This is a genomic window from Roseomonas sp. 18066, assembly GCF_902706185.1.
In the GTDB taxonomy this organism is placed as follows: domain Bacteria; phylum Pseudomonadota; class Alphaproteobacteria; order Acetobacterales; family Acetobacteraceae; genus Pseudoroseomonas.
In genome coordinates, this window is the sequence record NZ_CACSJM010000027.1 from 12,941 (window position 1) to 31,830 (window position 18,890).

An 18,890-nucleotide genomic window follows, 5' to 3' on the forward strand; every position below is an offset into this window, starting at 1 on the left:
TGGCCTGTTCCCTGGCGCCCAGCAAGCCTGAAGCGGCTACCGATGTCGATTCAGAACGACCGCGCGGCGCGGCCCTGCCAGGCGAGAAAGCCCGGCGCGCCACCCCGGGCGCGGGCGCGCCCGCCGGCGGAGAGGCCGCGAATTTTCTGCGCCCCGGCCGATGCCGGCGGCGCCGCGCCGGGCGGAATCGGACCGCCGGCACGGTGGTCATCCGGGCCGTCATCGCTATCCTGCGCTTCCCGCCCGTCGCGCCGGGCCGCCGCACCTGAAGGAGAACCCGCATGGCCACCATCCAACCCGGCGTCACCCTGATCGCCGGCGGCCGGCTGACCGATGCGGCGCTGCGCCGCGCCGAGCCCGCCGATATCCTGATCGAGGACGGCGTCATCCGCGCGGTCGGGCCGAACCTCGCCGCGCCCGAGGGCGCCACGCGGATCGATGCCACGGGCATGCTGCTGCATCCCGGCCTGGTGAACGCGCATACCCATGGCCATGGCGGGCTGGCGCGCGGCCAGGGCGACCGCTGGACGCTGGAGCTGCTGCTGGCCGCCGCCCCCTGGATCGGCGGCAACCGGGCTCTTTCAGACAAAAAACTGACGGCGCAGATCTGCGCCGCCGAGATGGTGCTGAAGGGCTGCACCGCGGCTTACGACCTGTATTACGAATTCCCCGGCCCCAGCCGCGACGGCATGGATGCCGCGGCCGAAGCCTATGCCGGGGTCGGCATGCGCGCCGTGCTGGCGCCGATGGTCGCCGACACGACTTTCTACGATGCCATCCCCGGGCTGCGCGACAGCCTGCCCCCGGCGCTGCAGGCCGCCGTCGACAAGATGCGGCTGCCGGCCGGCGAGGCGACGCTGACCAGCCTCGCCGAGGTGCTGCGCCACTGGCGCTGGGACGGCCAGGACATCCGTGCCGCCGTGGCGCCGACCATCCCGCTGCATTGCTCCACCGCCTTCCTCTGCGGCTGCGGCCAGCTGGCGCGCGAGCATGGCGTGCCGCTGCACAGCCATGTCGGCGAGAGCAAGGTGCAGGCGGTGGCCGGGCTGCAGCGCTATGGCCGCACCCTGGTCGCCGAGCTCGATGCCCAGGGGCTGCTCGGCGCCGACTTCACCGCCGCCCATGCGGTCTGGCTGGAGGATGACGACCTGCGCCGCATGGCCGATCGCGGCGCCTCGCTGGTGCACAACCCGGGCAGCAACATGCGGCTGGGCAACGGGCTGTTCCGGCTGCGCCAGGCGCTGGATGCCGGCGTCAATGTCGGGCTGGGCACCGATGGCGCCAGCTGCTCGGACAACCAGAACATGTACGAGGCGATGCGCGGCGCCTCGATGGTCTCCAAGGGCCAGGGCCCCGACCCGCGCGGCTGGGCCAGCGCCGACGAGATCTACCATGCGGCGACCGTCGGCTCGGCGACGGCGCTCGGGCTGCAGGGGATCGGCCGCATCGCCCCGGGCATGAAGGCCGACATCGTCTTCCTCGACCTCGCGGCCATCACCTGGATCCCGCATAACTGGACGGTCAACCAGCTGGTGCATGCCGAGGACGCCACCTCGGTCCGCCATGTCATGATCGCCGGGCGGATGGTGGTGCGCGACCGGACGCTGCTGACGCTGGACGTGGCCAGGCTGGCCGTCGAGGCCGAGGCGGCGCGCGAGCGGCTGGAAGCGCTCAACGCCTCGGGAAAGGTCCTGTTCGAGCAGCTGGAGCCGGTGGTCGGCGCCTTCTGCCCGGCCTTCGCCCGGCAGCCCTATCCGCTCAACCGCTATGTCTGCGACTGACGCCGTCACAGCATCTCCAGCAGCGCGCGCAGCACCGGCGAGCCGTCATCCTGGCGATAGGCCAGCGCATGCACCAGCCGCGGCGCCGGCCCCGTCAGCGGCACCAGCACCAGGTCGGGGCCGGCGAAATCGGCGAAGCTGTCGGCGGCCAGGGCCAGCCCGGCATCGGCCATCACCAGGCCGAAGGTGGTCAGGAAGTCGGTGCTCTCCGCCACGATCCGCGGCGTGAAGCCGGCGGCGCGGAATTGGCCCAGGATCTCGTCGCGCAGCGGCACCGGCGCCGGCGGCATGATCCAGCCCTCGTCGCGCAGGGCGGAGAGCGGCAGCGACGCGGCCGCCGCCAGCCGGTGCCAGGCCGGCAGCACCACCTGCATCGCCTCATCCGCCAGCACCCGCCGCGCCAGCCCGTCCACCCGCGGATCGGCGGCGCCGAAGGCCACGTCGACCCGCCGCTCCAGCAGCGCCGCCGGCTGCTCGGTGCTGGGCAGCACGGTCATCGCCACCGAGACGCCGGGGCGGGCGGCGCGGAACCGCCGGATCAGCGCCGGCACCCCGCCATAGAGCGAGGGCACGCTCAGCCCCACCCGCAGCCGCCCGGCCTCGCCGCGCAGGCTGCGCCGCGTCGCCTCCAGCGCGCCATCGACCGCCGCCAGCGCCTCCCGCGCCTGCAGCAGCACCTGCTCGCCCAGCGCGGTCAGCGACAGCGACAGCCGGTCCCGGTGCACCAGCCGCTGGCCCATCATGTCCTCCAGCCGCTTCAGCAGCTGGCTGACGGCGGGCTGCGTCGTGCCCAGCCGCAGCGCGGCGCGGCCGAAGCTGCCCTCCTCGGCCAGCGCCACCAGGCAGCGCAGATGCCGCAGCTCAACCCCCTGCATAAGCTGGCCTTATCGTCATACGGCCAAGCATTATTGGACAGGCCGGCCGGCGTCGAGACTTCTGTCGCCCGACGCCCCCGCGCGCGCGGCACCAGACTCCCCGGGATAAACGCAGAATGAGCAGCTCGAACCCCGGCAGCCCCGCGCTGCCGGCCGGCACCCTGTTGTTGCTGATGGCGCTGACCGCGCTCGGCCAGATGGCGACCAACCTGGTGGTGCCCTCGCTCGGCCGCATCACCGCCGACCTGGCGCTGGAGCTCGAGCAGGCAGGTCTGATCCTCTCCGCCGTGCTGGTCGGCATCGGGCTGGGCCAGCTGGTGGTCGGGCCGCTCTCCGACCGGCATGGGCGGCGGCCGGTGCTGCTGGCGGGGCTGACGCTGTTCATCCTGGCCGGCGTGCTGGCGACCTTCGCCAGCAGCGGGCCGATGCTGCTGACGGCACGGCTGCTGCAGGGGCTGGGCGCCAGCGCCGGGCTCGCCTTGCCGCGCGCCATCGCCCGCGACCGCTTCGCCGGGCCGATCTTTCTGCGGGTGATGTCGCTGCTGACGCTGGCCATGGCGGTGATGCCGGGCCTGGCGCCGGTGCTGGGCAGCGGCATCGCCGGCCGCTTCGGCTGGCGCGCCTCGCTGGCGGTGACCGCCGCCTGCGGCGCGGCGGTGATGCTCGCCGTGCTGCTGGCCTTGCCGGAGAGCCACCACAGCCGCTCGCGCCAGGGCGGGCTGGTGGCGACGCTCGGCAGCTACCGCAAGGTCCTGCGCAACCGTGTCTTCCTGTCGTTTGCCCTGGGCACGGCGGCGGCCATCGGCGGGGCCTATGCCGAGGTCGCCGCCACGCAGCGCCTGTATGAAGGCGTCTTCGGCTGGGGGACGCTGGCGGTCAGCCTGGCGCCGGCCGGCTATGCGCTGGGCTTCCTGGCCGGCGGGCTGCTGGCGCCCCGGCTGCGCCGCAGCCCGGCGCAGCTGGTGCAGATCGGCACGCTGATGATGCTGGCCTCGGCCGCCACCTTCCTGGGGCTGTCGGCGGCCGGACTGCTGCCGGCCGGGCTGGCGCTGGGGCTGACCGTGCTGTCGCAGATGGGGGTGGGCTTCATGGCGCCGCCGGCCATCGCGCTGGCCCTGATGGCGGTGGAGGGCGCGGCGGGGACCGCCAGCGCCGTGCTGGGCGCGGTGCACATGGCAGTGGGCGCGCTGGGCGCCGGCATGATCGGCGCCCTGCCGCTGCCGGTGCAGATCGGCCTGCCCGGCAGCATGCTGGTCTTCGCGCTGCTGGCGGCGCTGGCCCTCAGGAAGCCGTGAAGGCCGCCCGCGTGGCGAAGGCCGACTGCGTCCCCGGCCGGGTGATGGAATCGGCGGCATAGCGCGCGCCCCAGCGCATCGCCGCCAGCGTGTCGCCCTGGGCCACGTAATGCTGGGCGAAGGCGCCGATGAAGGCGTCGCCCGCCCCGCTGGTATCGACCGGGGTGACGCGGACCGAAGGCACGTGTTCGGCGCCCTCGGCGGTGACCAGCAGCGCGCCCTCGGCGCCCAGCGTCACCAGCACCTGGCGGATGCCGCGGGCGACCAGGGTTTTGGCAGCGGCCTCGGCCTCGGCGCGGGTCCCGGCGGGCAGGCCGGTCAGGATGGTCAGCTCGGTCTGGTTCGGCACCAGGAAGGTGGCGCCGAGGATGCGCTCGACATCGAGCTCCGGCACCGCCGGCGCCGGGTTCAGCAGCACCGGGATGCCCTGCGCCGCCGCCCAGGCGATGGTGTGGTAGACCGTCTCCAGCGGGATCTCGAGCTGCAGCAGGATCAGCGCGCAGCCCTTCAGATCCTCGGCCGCGGCGTCGACATCGGCGGGCAGCAGGTGCTCGTTGGCGCCCTTGATGATCAGGATGCGGTTCTCGCCCGAGGCCTCGACGAAGATCGGCGCCACGCCGCTCTGGGTGCCGGGGACGGCACGGACATGCCTGGTGTCGATGCCAAGGTCGGAAAAATTCTTGATCGTCCCGCCGCCGAACAGGTCATCGCCGACGCGGCTGACCAGCAGCACGTCGCCGCCGAGCTTGGCCGCCGCCACCGCCTGGTTGGCGCCCTTGCCGCCATGGCCCATGGCGAAGCGCGGCGCCGCCAGCGTCTCGCCGGCGGCCGGCATGCGGTCGATATAGGTGATCAGGTCGACCATATTGCTGCCGACCACGCCGATGCGCGCGCCCATGGCCCGCTCCTATCGCAGAGAAGAGATGAGAGTGCCGCAGGCCTGCGCGGCGGCACGGTCGAGATAGCCGGCGCGCACGGTGAAATCCGCCCGCCCGCCCGGGGCCAGCCATTGCACATGGCCCTTGCGGGTCTCGGCGGCATGGCCCTCCGGCTGGCAGGTCGAGGGCAGCGCGAAGGCCGCCACCTGCTGGTCGGGATCGGCCATGATCCAGCGCACCGTCTGCGGGAATTTCTGCGGCGAATAGGCGATGCCGAAGCCGTCGCCCTGGGGGCGCCGCAGCATCAGATGCGTGTCCCCCGCCGCGTCCGTGCCCAGGCCAAACAGGTAAAAAACCTGCTCGGGGTCGTAGGCGGCGGGCTCGGACAGGCGCTGCATCCGGGCCGGGTTCTGCGCCAGCGCCTCGATCAGCGACAGATAGGCCGGGCTGGGCGTGACATGGGCGGGCACGGCGCGGCGGACCTGGGTGCGGTCGGGGGTGAAGGGCGCCGGCTGCTCGATGATGCCGTCGGCGACGAAGGCGAAATTGATGTGGCACATATACATCAATTCCATCGGCTTGCCGCCGGCGTTCTGCACCGACAGGCCGATGTCGAACAGCGTCTCGCCGGGGCGCAAGGTCACCGATGGGAAGGCGCGGTAATGCGCGCCGAAGCCCATGACGTAATGCCGCTCGCTGATGACCCGCAGGAAGCTGCCGCGCTTGTCCTGGCCGAGCTCCAGCCAGGCGCGCTGCAGCGGCGCGCAGGGGAATTCGCCATGGGCGGCGTGGTCATCCTCCGGCCCGGGCACGCCGTTGCGCAGCAGCCCGCTGTGGAAGGCGAAGCAGCCATAGGTCTCGGCGATGCTCTGGGCCGGCTGCGGCGCGTCGAAGCCGCTTTGCATGGCAAGGTCCACGCCGTCGAAGCGGGCCGACCAGACCATGCCGCCCATCCAGGGCAGCACCACCACCTCGCCCCGGGCATTGGCCAGGCGCAGCGCCGGGATGCCGGTGGGGAAGCGGAACAGCGTCGCCGACAGCTCCCCCTGGCGGAGGATTTCTGTCGGTGCCGTGCCGGCGAGGGCCTCGTGCAGCGGGATATGGGCGGTCATGGCGTCAACGGCTCCGCATCCGGAGGGCAGCCAGGGCGATGGAGAGAAGCAGGAAGCCGCCCCAGATCAGGTCCACCAGGAAGTTGCTGAAGCGCATGATCTGCAGGCCGGATGAAAGCAGCATCAACGCCACCAGCGCCAGCGCGATCCCGGGCACCGAGCCGCGGCCGCCGGCCGGGTTGGTCCCCGCCAGCACGGCGATCAGCACCGCCTGCAGCAGGTAGGAGACGCCGTAGTCGGACTTGGCCGCGTTGGTCCGCCCCGACAGCAGCACGCCGGCCACCGACGCCAGCGCGCCCGTCATCACATAGGACAGAAAAACGGTGCGCTGGGTGCGCAGCCCGGCGAAGACGGCGGCGCGCGGGTTGGTGCCGATCAGCGTCAGGTTGATGCCGAAGGCGGTGCGGGCGAGGACGAACCAGACCAGCCCCGCCACCACGACGAAGACCACCAGGGGGGCGGCGATGCCGAAGACGGTGCCGTTGCCGAACTGGCCCCAGATCGCCGGGAAGCCCACCACCGCCGGCCCGCCCGTCAGCACCAGGCAGATGCCGGTAAAAATCTGGCCGGTGCCAATGGTGGCCAGGATCGGGGTGACCCGCATGCGCGAGACCAGCAGCCCGTTGATGGCGCCGGCCACGACCCCGGTGGCGAGCGCGATGCCGATGCCGGCCAGCACGAGCGGCAGCGGCATGTTCACCAGATCCGGCCCGCGCGGCCCGCCGACCGAATGGAAGAACAGGCCCGCGAGAATGCAGGACAGGTTGGCGATGCCGATGACCGACAGGTCGATGCCGCCGGTCAGCATGGCGACCATCATGGCGATGGCCAGCAGGCCGAGCTCGGGGGCGATGAAGGTGATGCTCTCGAAGACATAGGGGCGCAGGAACCGCTCGGGGTTCAGCGCCGCCATGCCGGCGAAGATCAGCACCGTCAGGATGACGAGCTGCAGCAGGTTGGTGTCGCTGCCGCGCAGCCGCTGGAGCAGGGTGCTCATCGGTGCCATTCCCTCAGGCGATGCGCTTGCGGTCGCGCCAGGCGGTGGCCGCCGTGGCCGCGATGACGATGGTGCCCACCACGACGCGCTGCCAGGTGGTGTCGACGCCCAGGATGATCAGGCTGTTGGTGATGACGACCAGGGTCAGCACGCCCAGCATGGTGCCGATCACCGTGCCGCGGCCGCCGAAGATGCTGGCGCCGCCGAGCACCACGGCGGCGATGACATCGAGCTCGAGGCCCACCATGTCGCGCGGATTGGCGGTCCAGATCATGGCGCCGTGCAGCAGCCCGGCGAAGCCGGCGAGCGCGCCTGCCAGCCCATAGATGACGAAGGTGATGCGGCGGGTGTTGAAGCCGACGCGGCGCGCCGCTTCCTCGCCGCCGCCGAGCGCATAGATGCCGCGGCCCAGCATGGTGTGGCGCAGCATCAGATGCACCGCGATGGCCAGCCCCGCATAGACCAGCACCATGGAAGAAAGCCCTGCCTCGCTCCCATTCGCCTGGGTGACTGACAGAAATTCGCCGCGGGCGAAGTTGATCAGCAGCGGCGGCATCTGGTCGATGTTGATCTGGCTGGTGCCGACCACGCCCAGGATGAAGCCGCGCACCGCGGTGCCGGTGCCCAGCGTCACGATCAGCGGGATCATCCGCAGGTAATGGACGAAGACCGCGTTCACCAGGCCAAGGCCCAACCCGATGGCGCTGGCCATCAGGAAGGGCAGCAGCACGCCGTCGAACTGCCAGGCGATCATCGCCTTGACGGTCAGGTACATGGCCGCGATGGCGAAGGCGGGGAAGGAAACATCGATGCCGCCCGACAGCATGACCAGCAGCACGGCCAGCGCCAGGATGCCGGTGATGACGCTGGCGCGCAGCAGGCTGAACAGGTTGGAGGCCTGCCAGAAGACCGGGTTGATGGTGCCGATCGCCAGCACGGCGATCACCAGCACGGCCGCGACCATCAGCTCCGGATGGCGGCGCAGCGCATTGGCCAGCGCGCTCATTGCAGCGCCCCCAGCCGGGCGGAGAGGTCGGCCTCGCTGGTCTCCTCCGCCTCCAGCTCGGCGACCAGGCGGCCGCGATGCAGCACCAGGATGCGGTTGCAGTTGTCCACCAGCTCCGGCAGGTCGTCGGAGATCATCAGCACTCCCAGCCCGCGGGCGCGGGCAAGTTCGCGGATCTTGCGATGGATGCCGGCCTTGGAGCCGACATCGACGCCGACCGTCGGGCCGTTCAGGATCAGCAGCTTGGGGTCGTTCATCAGCCAGCGGCCGATCACCACGCGCTGGGCGTTGCCGCCGGAGAGCTGCGTCACCGGGCGGTTGCCGGTGGGCGTGGCGATGGCCATCTCGCGGATCATTTCTTCCGAGTCCCGCGCCGCCTGGCCGTTCTGCATGACGCCGAAGCGGCTCAGGCGGTCATGCGAGGTGGCCAGCATGTTGCGGTCGATGGTCGCCGCCAGGAACAGGCCCTCGGTCAATCGGTCCTCAGGCACGTAACCGATGCCTTCGGCGATGGCGGCCTGGACGCCGTCGAGCCGCAGCGCGCGGCCCGAGAGGCGGATGTCGCCGGCATAGCCGCGCTTCATGCCGAACAGCGCCAGCGCCAGCTCGGTGCGGCCGGAGCCCAGCAGGCCAGAGACGCCGACGATCTCGCCGGGCTTCAGGCTGAAGGAAATATCCTCGAGCTGGCCCGCCACGGTCAGGCCCTGCACGTCCAGCAAAGCCGGAGCGGTCGGATCACCCTCCCAGCGATAGCCTTCGGCCGCCAGCTCCTGCCCGGTCATGGCGCGGGTGATGCGGGCCTCGTCGAAATCACCGATGTCGCCGCCGGCCACGACCTCGCCGCTGCGGATCACGGTGATGCGCTCGCTGATCTCCAGCATCTCGCGCATCTTGTGGCTGACGAAGAGCACGGCGATGCCGCGGCTCTGGATGTCGCGCACCACGCGGAACAGCGCCTCGACCTCGCGCCCCGTGAGCGCCGTGGTCGGCTCGTCCATGATCAGCAGGCGCGGGTCGGACATCAGCGCGCGGGCGATGGCGACCAGCTGCTTGCCGGCCGTCGGCAGCGTCTCGACCAGCGCGTCGAGGTCGAGGGCGACGCCCAGCTTGCGCGTCGCCTCTTCGGCGATCTGGCGGACGCGGCGCCAGGAGACCAGCTTCTTTCCGGCCTGCAGCTCGGTCGACAGCGCCAGGTTCTCGGCGACGCTGAGGTTCGGGAACAGCGAAAAATCCTGGTAGATGACCTGGACGCCGCGGGCGATGGCCTGGCGCGGGGAGAGGTTTTCTATCTTCTCCCCGTCGATCAGGATCTCGCCGCGATCCGGCTGGTTCACGCCGGAGATCACCTTGATCAGCGTCGACTTGCCGGAGCCGTTCTCGCCGGCCAGGCAATGGATCTCGCCCCGCCCGATGGTCAGCGAGACGTCCTTCAGCGCATGCACGGCCCCGAAGCTCTTGCCCAGGTGGCGCAGTTCGATCAGCGGAGCGGTCATGGAACCCCGTCACCCTTGAAAGACGCAGCCGGCGCGCGGGGCGGAAACCCCGCGCGCCGGAACAGACAGAAAATCAGAAGTTGTACTGCGCCATGTTGTCCTTGGTGACGCCGACCCAGCCCTGGCCCACCAGGATGTTCGGCCGCGCCGCATCCGGCGCCTCGAGCTTGCCGTAGCCGGCGAGCCCGAGGTCGATGCCGGCGCCGATCGACTTCTTCGCCAGCGCCATCACCGCCATGACGTTCATGGCATAGCCGGCGACGGCGGGGTCCCAGAACTGGATGTAGTTGATGTCGCCGTTGCGGAGATACTGCCCCGCCACCGACACGAGGCCGGTGCCACTGAAGAACAGCTTGCCGGCGAGCTTGCGCTCGGCGATCAGGCGGCCTGCCCCCGCCGAGGTCGGCATCGGCGCGCCGACGATCCCCTTCAGGTCCGGGTAGGCGGTCAGCACTTCCTTGAGCTTGTTGTAGTCGGTGGTCGCATCGTCATAGGTCTCGATGCGGCGGGTCACCTCCTGCATGCGCGGGAAATGCTGCTTCTGGAAGGCGACGGCGCCGTCGATCCATTCCATCTGCGACTGCGAGGTCAGGCTGCCGACCGTCGCGACATACTTGCCCTCGCCGCCCATGTCGCGGGCGAGGACTTCCATCAGCTTGGCGCCATAGGCGTGGTTGTCGAAGGCCTCGATGTCGTAGTCGATGTTCTTCAGCCCCGAGGCCTCGTGCGAGATCACCACGATGCCCTGGCGCCGCGCCTTCTGCAGCACCGGCTCCACCGCCTCGACCGAGAAGGGGACGATGCAGATGGCGTCGACCCCTTGCGCGATCAGGCTTTCGACCAGCTGCACCTGGGCGGCGGCATCGGCCTGGCTCGGGCCGACCATCCAGGTGTCGTGGCCCTGGTCCTCGCCGAACTGCTTGACGCCGGCACGCATGCGGTCGAACCAGGCGATGCCGTCGACCTTGACGACGGTCGCGATGACCTTCTTGCGGGCCACGCGAGCGTTGATGTCGCCAGAAACCTTGCTGGCATCGACCGCCTTGGCCGCCTGCGCGAAGGCCGGGCGGGCGCCGAGGCCCCCGGCCAGCATGCCGCCCGCCGCCAGGGCGCCGAGACCGCGCCGGTTGATCATGACCATGATTGCTGTTTCCTTCCCTTGGGCGCGCCCGGCTGCGGGCGCGATGGCCTGTAGCCGGTGGTTCAATAGGCGCCGGGGGTGACCGGCGCGCCGCCGAGCAGCGCGACGCCCGAGCTGGCGCCGATGCGCGACGCGCCGGCGGCGATCATCGCCTCCGCCTGGGCGCGGGTCCGCACGCCGCCCGAAGCCTTGACGCCCAGGGCAGCACCAACCACGCCGCGCATCAAGGCGATATCGGCCTCGGTGGCGCCGCCCGTCGAAAAGCCGGTGGACGTCTTCACGAAATCGGCACCCGCCGCGACGGAGAGCTCGCAGGCGCTGCGCTTCTGCGCGTCGGTCAGCAGGCAGGTCTCGATGATGACCTTCAGCACGCGGCCGACGCAGGCGGCGCGCACCGCGGCGATATCGGCCTGCACCTCGTCGAAGCGGCCGTCGCGCAGCGCGCCGATATTGATCACCATGTCGATCTCGTCGGCGCCGTCGGCGACCGCGCCCGCCGCCTCATGCGCCTTGGCCGCGGCCGTGCTGGCGCCGAGCGGGAAGCCCACCACCGAGCAGGTCTTCACGCCGCTGCCGGCCAGCAGCCCGGCAATCCGCCGCACATGCACCGGGTTGACGCAGACCGAGGCGAAGCCGTGCTGCCGCGCTTCCGCCGCCCAGCGCTCCAGCTCCGCCGCCGAAGCCTCGGGCTTCAGCAGGGTGTGGTCGATCAGCGTCGCCAGCTCGGCATTGGAAAGGGTCACGGCTTTGTCCTCGTCGCCGCGCCGGCCGGATTTTCCAGCGGAAAACCCTCCCCGCGCGTTTGTCAGATTAGTAACAGTTGTTATAATCCTCACATCACGCCCCGCCGCCGTCAAGCGGCAGCCCACAGGGAGGACCCGCTTGGCCGACGCCGCCGCCCGGACCAGCAGAAGCGCCCGCCGCCTGGCGCAACTGGAAGAGATGCTGCGCCAGACCGGCGCCGCACGGCTGGAGAATGCGGCGCAATGGCTCGGCGTTTCCTCGATGACGCTGCGCCGCGACCTGGCGCGGCCGGGGCTGCGCCTGACCCTGCTCGGCGGCCATGTGGTGCCAGCCGGCAGCCTGCAGCGCCCCGGCCAATACGCGCTGGAAACCGAGCAGGACCAGCACGCCGCCGCCAAGCGCCAGGCCACCGCCCATGCCGCCCGGCTGGTGGCCGATGGCGACACCATCTTCGTCGATTGCGGCACCACCATGCCGCACTTCGTCGAGAGCCTGCCGCCCGGGCCGCAGCTGACCATCGTCTGCTATGCGCTGAACATCGCCAACCTGGCGGCGCGGCGGCCGCATACCCGGATGGTGCTGCTGGGCGGGCTGTTCCACCCCTCCGCCCATACCTTCTCCTCCGACGAGGGGCTGGCCAGCCTGCGCCGCCTGCGCCTGAACAAGGCCTTTCTGTCGGCCGGCGGCGTGGACGCGATCCAGGGCGTGACCTGCACCAATTTCAACGAGGTGCCGGTGAAGCAGATGGCGCTCGCCAGCGCCGCCGAGGCCCTGCTGGTGGTCGATGGCAGCAAGCTCGGGCAATTGAAGCCGGCCTATTTCGCCCCGGTCTCCGCCTTCGCCCGCATCCTGACCGACGCCACGCTGCCCGAGGGCCCCGCCGCGGCGCTGACCACGGCGGGCTGCCGGCTTGACGTGGCCCCCCCCGCTCCGTAACCCGCCGGCTCGTCAGACCAGGAGGCGCCCCGCATGCAGGACATCGTCATCGGCATCGACGTGGGCACCGGCAGCGCCCGGGCCGGCGCCTTCACCCTCGACGGCCGCATGCTGGGCCAGGCGTCGCAGGCCATCCGCGCCTGGCGCCCGGCGCCCGACCATGTCCAGCAGAGCTCCGACGACATCTGGGCCGCCATCGCCACCGCCATCCGCGGCGCGCTGTCCGATATCGGCGAGGTCAATGTCCGCGGCCTGGGCTTCGACGCCACCTGCTCGCTGGTGCTGCTCGACGAGGCCTTCCGCCCGGTCACCGTCAGCCCCGACGGCGCGGCCCAGCAGGACACCATCGTCTGGATGGACCACCGCGCCGGCGACCAGGCCGCCCGCATCAATGCTGGCGACCACGACGTGCTGCGCTATGTTGGCGGCCGCGTCTCGCTGGAGATGCAGACGCCCAAGCTGCTCTGGCTGCGCGAGAACCTGCCCGAAAGCTTCGACCGCGCCGCGCATTTCTTCGACCTGCCCGACTACCTGACCTGGCGCGCCACCGGCAGCACCACCCGCTCGCTCTGCTCCACCGTCTGCAAATGGACCTTCCTCGGCCACGAGAACCGCTGGGACGAGGGCTTCTTCCGCGCCATCGGCCTCGGCGTCCTGGCCGATGAAGGCTTCGCCCGGCTGGGCACCGAGATCCTGCCCCCCGGCGCCCTGATCGGCACCCTGCAGCCGCAGGCCGCGGCCGAGCTCGGCCTGCCCGCCGGCATCCCCGTCGGCGCCTCGGCCATCGACGCCCATGCCGGCGGCCTCGGCGTCATCGGCGCGGCGCTGCCGGGCGAGCCCCCGCTGAACCGGCGGCTGGCGCTGATCGGCGGCACCTCCTCCTGCCACATGGCGGTCGCGCCCGAGGCCCGCTTTGTCCCCGGCGTCTGGGGCCCCTATTTCTCCGCCATGCTGCCCGGCCTCTGGCTGAACGAAGGCGGCCAGTCGGCGACCGGCGCCCTGATCGACCACGTCATCACCACCCACGCCGCCTACCCCGCCGAGCGCGCCGCCGCGGACGCCGCCGGCCAGACCATCTACCAGGCCCTCAACGCCCGGCTGGAGCGGCTGTCGGAAGGCCTCGACCACCCTGCCCGCCTGACCCGGCACCTGCACGTCATGCCCGACTTCCACGGCAACCGCTCGCCCCGCGCCGACGCCTCGCTGACCGGCATGATCTCCGGCCTGAAGCTGTCGGCCACCGCCGACGACCTGGCGCGGCTCTATCTGGCGACCCTGCAGGCCGTGGCCTACGGCACCCGCCACATCATCGAGACGATGAACGACCAGGGCTACGCCATCGACACGGTGCTGGCCTGCGGCGGCGGCACCAAGAACCCGGTCTTCCTGCGCGAGCACGCCGACGCCACCGGCTGCAGCCTGGTGCTGCCGCGCGAGCCCGAAGCCATCCTGCTGGGCGCGGCCATGCTGGGGGCGGTCGCCGGAAAGGCCTTCGACAACCTCGACCAGGCGATGAACAGCATGAGCGGGGCGGGCGAGACGATCCGGCCGAACGAAGCCGCCAAAATCTACCACGAAAAGAAATACGCGATCTTCAAGGAAATGTATGAGGATCAGATCAAATACCGAAAGATCATGGAAGCAAGGCCAGGGGAATGAATTCCCCTGGACCCCATCTTTTTTCTGTCTGTGCTGCCGCCGCTATGATCCCCAGCCAAGCGCTCAGATCGACAGGACCGTCTCGCCGAGCACTTTGACCCCCAGGTAGAAATCCTCGATCTCGATGGATTCCGCCGGGTTATGACTGCCATTCTGGTTGCGGATCAGGATGACGCCGCAGGCAATGCCCTGCTTCTCGAAGGTCGAAGCATCGTGGCCCACCGTCGGCATCACCTCCATCGGGATTGAAAGATCCTGACCGGCTTTGACCGCCGCCTCGATGATGGCCGGGTCCAACGGCGACGCCATCGACCCCGCGCGCGGTCCGAAATCGAACCGCACCGAATGCTCCCGCGCCAGCGCATCCGCCTTGGCCAAAGCAAAATCGTAGAGCCCCCGCACGACCTCGTCCTGGGTCCCGCCGACATTGAAGCTCCAGCTCAGCTCGCCCGGCACCTTGGTCATCGCATGCACCGCCGGGTTCGTCTGCATCATGCCCGTGGTGTAGACGAGGTCGTCATGACCGGCCTCGACCAGCCGCTTCCATTCGCCGTCGATCGCGGCCAGGAGCTTGGCCGTGGCGATGACCGTGTCCTGCCGCAGATGGCGCGGCATGGCGCCCGAGTGACCATATTCGCCGGTCACCGTCACCTTGGGGTGGCGGATATTGCCGCGCACCGCATGGGCCACCGCGACCGGCCGATCCAGCGCGACCAGCAGCGGCGCCTGCTCGATATGGAGCTCCAGATAGGCGTGGACCCGCGCGGGCTCGATCTGCCGGCGACGCAGCGACTCCTCAGGATCGAGCCCCAACCCCTCGAGCAGCTGCCACAGGCTTTTGCCGTAGGTGGCATGCGTCAGCCCCTTTAGCTCGTCGCGTGACAGGGTGCCCATCAACAGGCGGCTGCCCACATAGGCATGGCCGAACCAGGGGCTCTCCTCGCAGCGAAAGCCGATCACGCGCAGGCTGTGGCCGGTCTCGATCCCGGCTTTCCGCAGCGCCACCAGCAGGATCACGCCGGCCACCACACCCGCAAGGCCATCGTAGTTGCCGCCACGCAGGACCGTGTCGAGATGGGAGCCGATGATGATCTCCTTGCCCGAGCTCCCCTTCCCCGGCCGGGTGACATGCAGGTTCCCGACGCCGTCCCACGCCGCCTCGAGCCCGTTTTCCCGCGCATATCGGGCCAGGATCTCGCCGGCGGCCGTTTCCTCCGGCCCGTAGGCGGCGCGGGTGACGCCCTCGACGTCTCGAGACGCCGCGGCGACAGCCTCGAAGAGAACCGCGGCATCGGCCTGCAGCCGATCGATCGATGCGCCCAATCGGCTCATTCTGATTCCCAACCCGGCTCTTGGTTCAATCGCATGATCCAGGCTTTCCGGTGATGGCGCTAGCGACCCCAGCGCAGCACCACCGGGTCCAGGCCGCGCGCGATCTCCAGCAGCCCCGCCCGCACGGCGTCATGCATCGGCGCCACCGGATGCCGCCCGGCATCGCAGCGGATGACGCCACCCTCGAGCATCAGCGCCTTCGCCGCCAGCAACCCGGCCTGCCGGTTCTCGTAATTGATCAGCGGCAGCCAGCGCTGATACGCCGCCACCGCCGCCGCGCGGTCCCCGGCGAAATAGGGGTCGGTGACCTGCCGGATCCCGTCCGGATAGCCGCCCCCCGTCATCGCCCCCGTCGCCCCGGCATCCAGGTCGGCCAGCAGGGTGATCGCCTCCTCCCCATCCCAGGGCCCCTCGATCGCCGCACCGCCGGCCTCGATCAAGGCCCGCAGCTTGGACGCGGCCTGCGCCACCTCGATCTTGAAATAAGCGACGTTGGGGATCTCCTGCGCCATCCGTGCCAGCAGCGGCACCGACAGCGGCGTCCCCGCCACCGGCGCGTCCTGGATCATGATCGGGATCGAGATCGCCTCCGACACCTGGCGATAGAATTCGAACACCGCCGCCTCGGGCACCCGGATCGTCGCCCCGTGATAGGGCGGCATGATCATCACCATGGCGGCGCCGGCCTGCTGGGCGCGGCGGCTGCGCTCGGCGCAGAGGCGGCTGGAGAAATGCGTCGTCGTCACGATCACCGGGACCCGCCCGGCGACATGGCCCAGGATCTCGTCCTGCAGCAGCTCGCGCTCGGCATCCGACAGCACGAACTGCTCGGAGAAATTGGCCAGGATGCACAATCCCTGCGATCCCGCATCGATCATGCAATCCACCGCGCGGCGCTGCCCCTCCAGGTCCAGCGCGCCCTGGGCATCGAAAATGGTGGGCACCACCGGAAACACGCCGCGATAGACCATGTCCTGGCTTCCTCTCCTGGTCGCGCGGCCTCGAGCCGGGCCGCTGCCGGCCATCCTGCCCTGGCCCCACCGCGCCTCCAACCCCCGCTGTCAAGCCTGCTCCCGCGCCCGTGAGGCAGGCGGTGCATGACCGGACCATGACAATGACTCGCAAGCGCGTATAATCACGCGCAGGGGCCACCCCATCCGCGGCATTGCCGGCGGGGGGTGAAAGCGGGCAGAAGCTCCGCGGCCGCGGACAAAGGATCAGGAGATCAGTTTGCAACAGGGCACGCCCCGCACGGCCGAGCCGCAGCAGAGCTTCACCACCGCGAACATCGCGCCGCTGGCGCGTCCCAGCCTGATGACCCGCTTCTTCATGAGCCTGGTCTCGGGGGCGGAGCGGCTCAACCTGCGCTACAGCAAGGTCGGCAACCCGCCGGTCTTCGACAATGCCACCTTCCCCTGGGCGGCCGAGGTCGAGCGCGAATGGCCGTTGATCCGGCAGGAGCTGGAGCGGGTGCTGCTGCGGCAGTCCGAGCTGCCAAGCTTCCACGACATCTCGACCGACGTGCAGACCATCAGCAAGGACAGCGCCTGGAAGACCTTCTTCCTGGCCGGCTATGGCTTGTCCTCGGCCGAGAACATCAAGCGCTGCCCGGAAACCTGGCGGATCGTGCAGAAGATCCCCGGCCTGAAGACGGCGATGTTCTCGATCTTCGAGCCCGGCAAGCACCTGCCCGCGCATCGCGGCCCGTATAACGGCGTGCTGCGCCTGCATCTGGGGCTGATCGTGCCGGAGCAGAGCGACCGGCTGGCGATCCGCGTCGACAAGCAGGTCTGCAACTGGCACGAGGGCAAGGCGCTGATTTTCGACGACGCCTATGAGCACGAGGCCTGGAACCACACCGACCAGACCCGGGTGGTGCTCTTCGTCGACTTCGTGAAGCCCCTGGCCTTCCCCGCGCGCCTGACGAACTGGCTGCTGCTGAACCTGGCGGTGTTCACCCCGTTCATTCGCGAGGGTTTGGACAACCACAAGGAGTGGGAGAAGAAGTTCTACGCCGAGGCCGAGGCCCTGCGTAACCGCCCCAACTAACCAGAAAAAAGATGGGGGTCCGGGGGAATTCTTTCCCCCGGCCTTTTTTCATTCGAGTGATTCGTACCAGGTCCGCCCATCGCGTTCGATCATGGCGATGGCCGCCGTCGGCCCCCAGCTTCCGGCGGCATAGGGCCTGGGCGTTTCCGGCCGATCGGTCCAGCCTTGCAGGATCGGCTCGACCCATTTCCAGGCCATTTCCACCTCGTCGCGCCGCATGAACAGGGTGGTGTTGCCGCGCACCACGTCCATGAGCAGCCGCTCATAGGCATCCGGGTAGCGCTGGCCGAAGGCCTTTTCAAACGAGATATCCAGCCCGGTGGGCCGCAGGTGCAGCCCGCCCGGCCCCGGCTCCTTGGTCATCATCTCCAGCCGCATGCCTTCTTCCGGCTGCAGCCGGATCATCAGGCGGTTGGGCTGCATGCCGACGGCCTCGCGCGGGAAGATGCTGAAGGGCGGCGTGCGGAACTCGATGATGATTTCCGACACCTTGCGCGGCAGCCGCTTGCCGGTGCGGAGGTAGAAGGGCACGCCCGCCCAGCGCCAGGAATTGACCTGCAGCTTCAGCGCGACGAAGGACTCCGTCAGGCTGGCCTCCTGGCCCAGGTCCTGGCGATAGCCTGGCACCGGCAGGCCTGCGATGGCGCCGGCGGTGTATTGGCCGCGGACGGTGGCCAGATGCGCCTCATGCGGGGCGATGGGCTTGAGGGCGCGCAGCACCTTGACCTTCTCGTCGCGCACCGCGTCGGGGTCGAGCGAGATCGGGCTTTCCATGGCCAGCAGGCACAGCAGCTGCAGCATGTGGTTCTGCACCATGTCGCGCAGCGCGCCGGCCTTGTCGTAATAGCCGCCGCGACCGCCGATGCCGACTTCTTCCGCGACCGTGATCTGGACATGGTCGATCATGTCGGCATGCCACAGCCGCTCGAAGATCGGGTTGGCGAAGCGCAGCGCCATCAGGTTCTGCACCGTCTCCTTGCCCAGGTAGTGGTCGATGCGGAAGATCTGCGCCTCGGGCAGGACCTCGCCCACCGCGCGGTTGATGTCGCGGGCGCTGTCCAGGTCGTGGCCGATCGGCTTCTCCAGCACCACCCGGGCCTGGGGCGACAGCGCGCCATGCCGGGCCAGGCGTTGGCAGATCGGCCCATAGAGCTCCGGCGAGGTCGCCAGGTAGAAGGGCCGCACCTGGCCCGGCCGCTCGTCCAGGGTCGCCGCCAGCTCCTGCCAGCCGCCCTCGCCGCTGCCCTCGATCGGGCGGTAGTGCAGCAGGGACAGGAAGTCCTGCAGCGCCGTGGCGTCCAGGGAATCGGGCGGCAGGTGGCTGCGCAGCGCGGCCTCGGCCTGGCGGCGGAAGCCGTCATCGTCCAGCGCGCCCCGCGCCGCGCCGATGATGCGGCTGGTGTCGGGGAATTGCCGGTCGCGATGCCGGTGGTAGAGCGCCGGCAGCAGCTTGCGCATGGTCAGGTCGCCGGTCGCGCCGAAGACCGTGCAGTCGAAGGAAGCGACGGGAAGGATACGGGCCATGGCCGCATCCTGCCGCAGTGCGGGAGAGAAGCCTAGGGTGAGCTGGCTTCGGAAGAACGAAGCCAACT

At 70.1% G+C, this 18,890-nt stretch carries 16 protein-coding genes; 5 read left to right on the top strand and 11 right to left on the bottom strand.

Features of this window, described 5'->3' with window-relative positions; genetic code table 11:
* The first annotated feature begins 281 nt into the window (after window positions 1-281).
* A complete protein-coding gene (locus tag GVN67_RS07920) occupies window positions 282-1,781 on the top strand; it encodes an amidohydrolase family protein (RefSeq protein ID WP_159994552.1) in 1,500 nt (499 codons plus the stop codon).
* A 5-nt stretch (window positions 1,782-1,786) separates the two neighbouring features.
* Here the strand turns inward: GVN67_RS07920 and GVN67_RS07925 are convergent, their stop codons facing one another.
* Window positions 1,787-2,656, bottom strand: a complete 870-nt coding sequence (locus GVN67_RS07925; protein ID WP_159994554.1) for a LysR family transcriptional regulator — start codon at window positions 2,654-2,656, stop codon at window positions 1,787-1,789.
* 116 nt (window positions 2,657-2,772) lie between these two features.
* On the opposite strand from GVN67_RS07925, the gene GVN67_RS07930 reads away from it, so the two are divergent.
* Window positions 2,773-3,951: an MFS transporter gene (locus GVN67_RS07930; protein ID WP_159994556.1), complete on the top strand. Its 1,179-nt coding sequence runs from the start codon at window positions 2,773-2,775 to the stop codon at window positions 3,949-3,951.
* Here the strand turns inward: GVN67_RS07930 and rbsK are convergent.
* From rbsK to deoC, 7 genes are all read right to left on the bottom strand, one after another.
* The gene (rbsK, locus tag GVN67_RS07935) at window positions 3,938-4,849 is read right to left on the bottom strand and encodes a ribokinase (protein WP_159994558.1); all 912 of its coding nucleotides are present in this window, start codon (window positions 4,847-4,849) and stop codon (window positions 3,938-3,940) included. The two genes, GVN67_RS07930 and rbsK, sit on opposite strands and share 14 nt — an antisense overlap.
* A 9-nt stretch (window positions 4,850-4,858) precedes the next feature.
* A complete protein-coding gene (locus tag GVN67_RS07940) occupies window positions 4,859-5,941 on the bottom strand; it encodes an aldose 1-epimerase family protein (RefSeq protein ID WP_159994560.1) in 1,083 nt (360 codons plus the stop codon).
* A gap of 4 nt (window positions 5,942-5,945) precedes the next feature.
* A complete protein-coding gene (locus GVN67_RS07945; protein WP_159994562.1) occupies window positions 5,946-6,938 on the bottom strand; it encodes an ABC transporter permease in 993 nt (330 codons plus the stop codon).
* 13 nt (window positions 6,939-6,951) lie between these two features.
* Window positions 6,952-7,944, bottom strand: a complete 993-nt coding sequence (locus GVN67_RS07950; protein WP_159994564.1) for an ABC transporter permease — start codon at window positions 7,942-7,944, stop codon at window positions 6,952-6,954.
* Window positions 7,941-9,437 carry a sugar ABC transporter ATP-binding protein gene (locus GVN67_RS07955; protein WP_159994566.1) on the bottom strand — a complete coding sequence of 499 codons (1,497 nt, stop codon included), beginning with the start codon at window positions 9,435-9,437 and terminating at the stop codon, window positions 7,941-7,943. Before GVN67_RS07955 ends, GVN67_RS07950 begins: the two co-directional genes overlap by 4 nt.
* A 73-nt stretch (window positions 9,438-9,510) precedes the next feature.
* Entirely contained in the window at window positions 9,511-10,578 is a 1,068-nt protein-coding gene (locus GVN67_RS07960; RefSeq protein WP_235035147.1) for an autoinducer 2 ABC transporter substrate-binding protein, read from the bottom strand.
* Between the two features lie 62 nt (window positions 10,579-10,640).
* Window positions 10,641-11,321, bottom strand: a complete 681-nt coding sequence (deoC, locus tag GVN67_RS07965) for a deoxyribose-phosphate aldolase (protein WP_159994568.1) — start codon at window positions 11,319-11,321, stop codon at window positions 10,641-10,643.
* A 139-nt stretch (window positions 11,322-11,460) separates the two neighbouring features.
* On the opposite strand from deoC, the gene GVN67_RS07970 reads away from it, so the two are divergent.
* Both GVN67_RS07970 and GVN67_RS07975 read left to right on the top strand, forming a co-directional pair.
* Window positions 11,461-12,258, top strand: coding sequence for a DeoR/GlpR family DNA-binding transcription regulator (locus tag GVN67_RS07970; protein WP_235035150.1), 798 nt, complete (start codon window positions 11,461-11,463; stop codon window positions 12,256-12,258).
* 33 nt (window positions 12,259-12,291) lie between these two features.
* A complete protein-coding gene (locus GVN67_RS07975; RefSeq protein WP_159994570.1) occupies window positions 12,292-13,917 on the top strand; it encodes an FGGY-family carbohydrate kinase in 1,626 nt (541 codons plus the stop codon).
* A 63-nt stretch (window positions 13,918-13,980) separates the two neighbouring features.
* On the opposite strand, the gene GVN67_RS07980 is transcribed toward GVN67_RS07975, so the two are convergent.
* Window positions 13,981-15,249 (bottom strand): hydantoinase/carbamoylase family amidase, encoded by a 1,269-nt coding sequence (locus tag GVN67_RS07980; RefSeq protein WP_159994572.1) that lies wholly within the window; start codon window positions 15,247-15,249, stop codon window positions 13,981-13,983.
* A 59-nt stretch (window positions 15,250-15,308) separates the two neighbouring features.
* A complete protein-coding gene (locus GVN67_RS07985; protein WP_159994574.1) occupies window positions 15,309-16,220 on the bottom strand; it encodes a dihydrodipicolinate synthase family protein in 912 nt (303 codons plus the stop codon).
* A 259-nt stretch (window positions 16,221-16,479) separates the two neighbouring features.
* On the opposite strand from GVN67_RS07985, the gene GVN67_RS07990 reads away from it, so the two are divergent.
* Window positions 16,480-17,298 carry an aspartyl/asparaginyl beta-hydroxylase domain-containing protein gene (locus GVN67_RS07990; RefSeq protein WP_235035154.1) on the top strand — a complete coding sequence of 273 codons (819 nt, stop codon included), beginning with the start codon at window positions 16,480-16,482 and terminating at the stop codon, window positions 17,296-17,298.
* A 48-nt stretch (window positions 17,299-17,346) separates the two neighbouring features.
* Here GVN67_RS07990 and zwf read toward each other — a convergent pair whose 3' ends face one another.
* Window positions 17,347-18,822 carry a glucose-6-phosphate dehydrogenase gene (gene zwf, locus GVN67_RS07995; RefSeq protein WP_159994576.1) on the bottom strand — a complete coding sequence of 492 codons (1,476 nt, stop codon included), beginning with the start codon at window positions 18,820-18,822 and terminating at the stop codon, window positions 17,347-17,349.
* Between the last annotated feature and the right edge of the window lie 68 nt (window positions 18,823-18,890).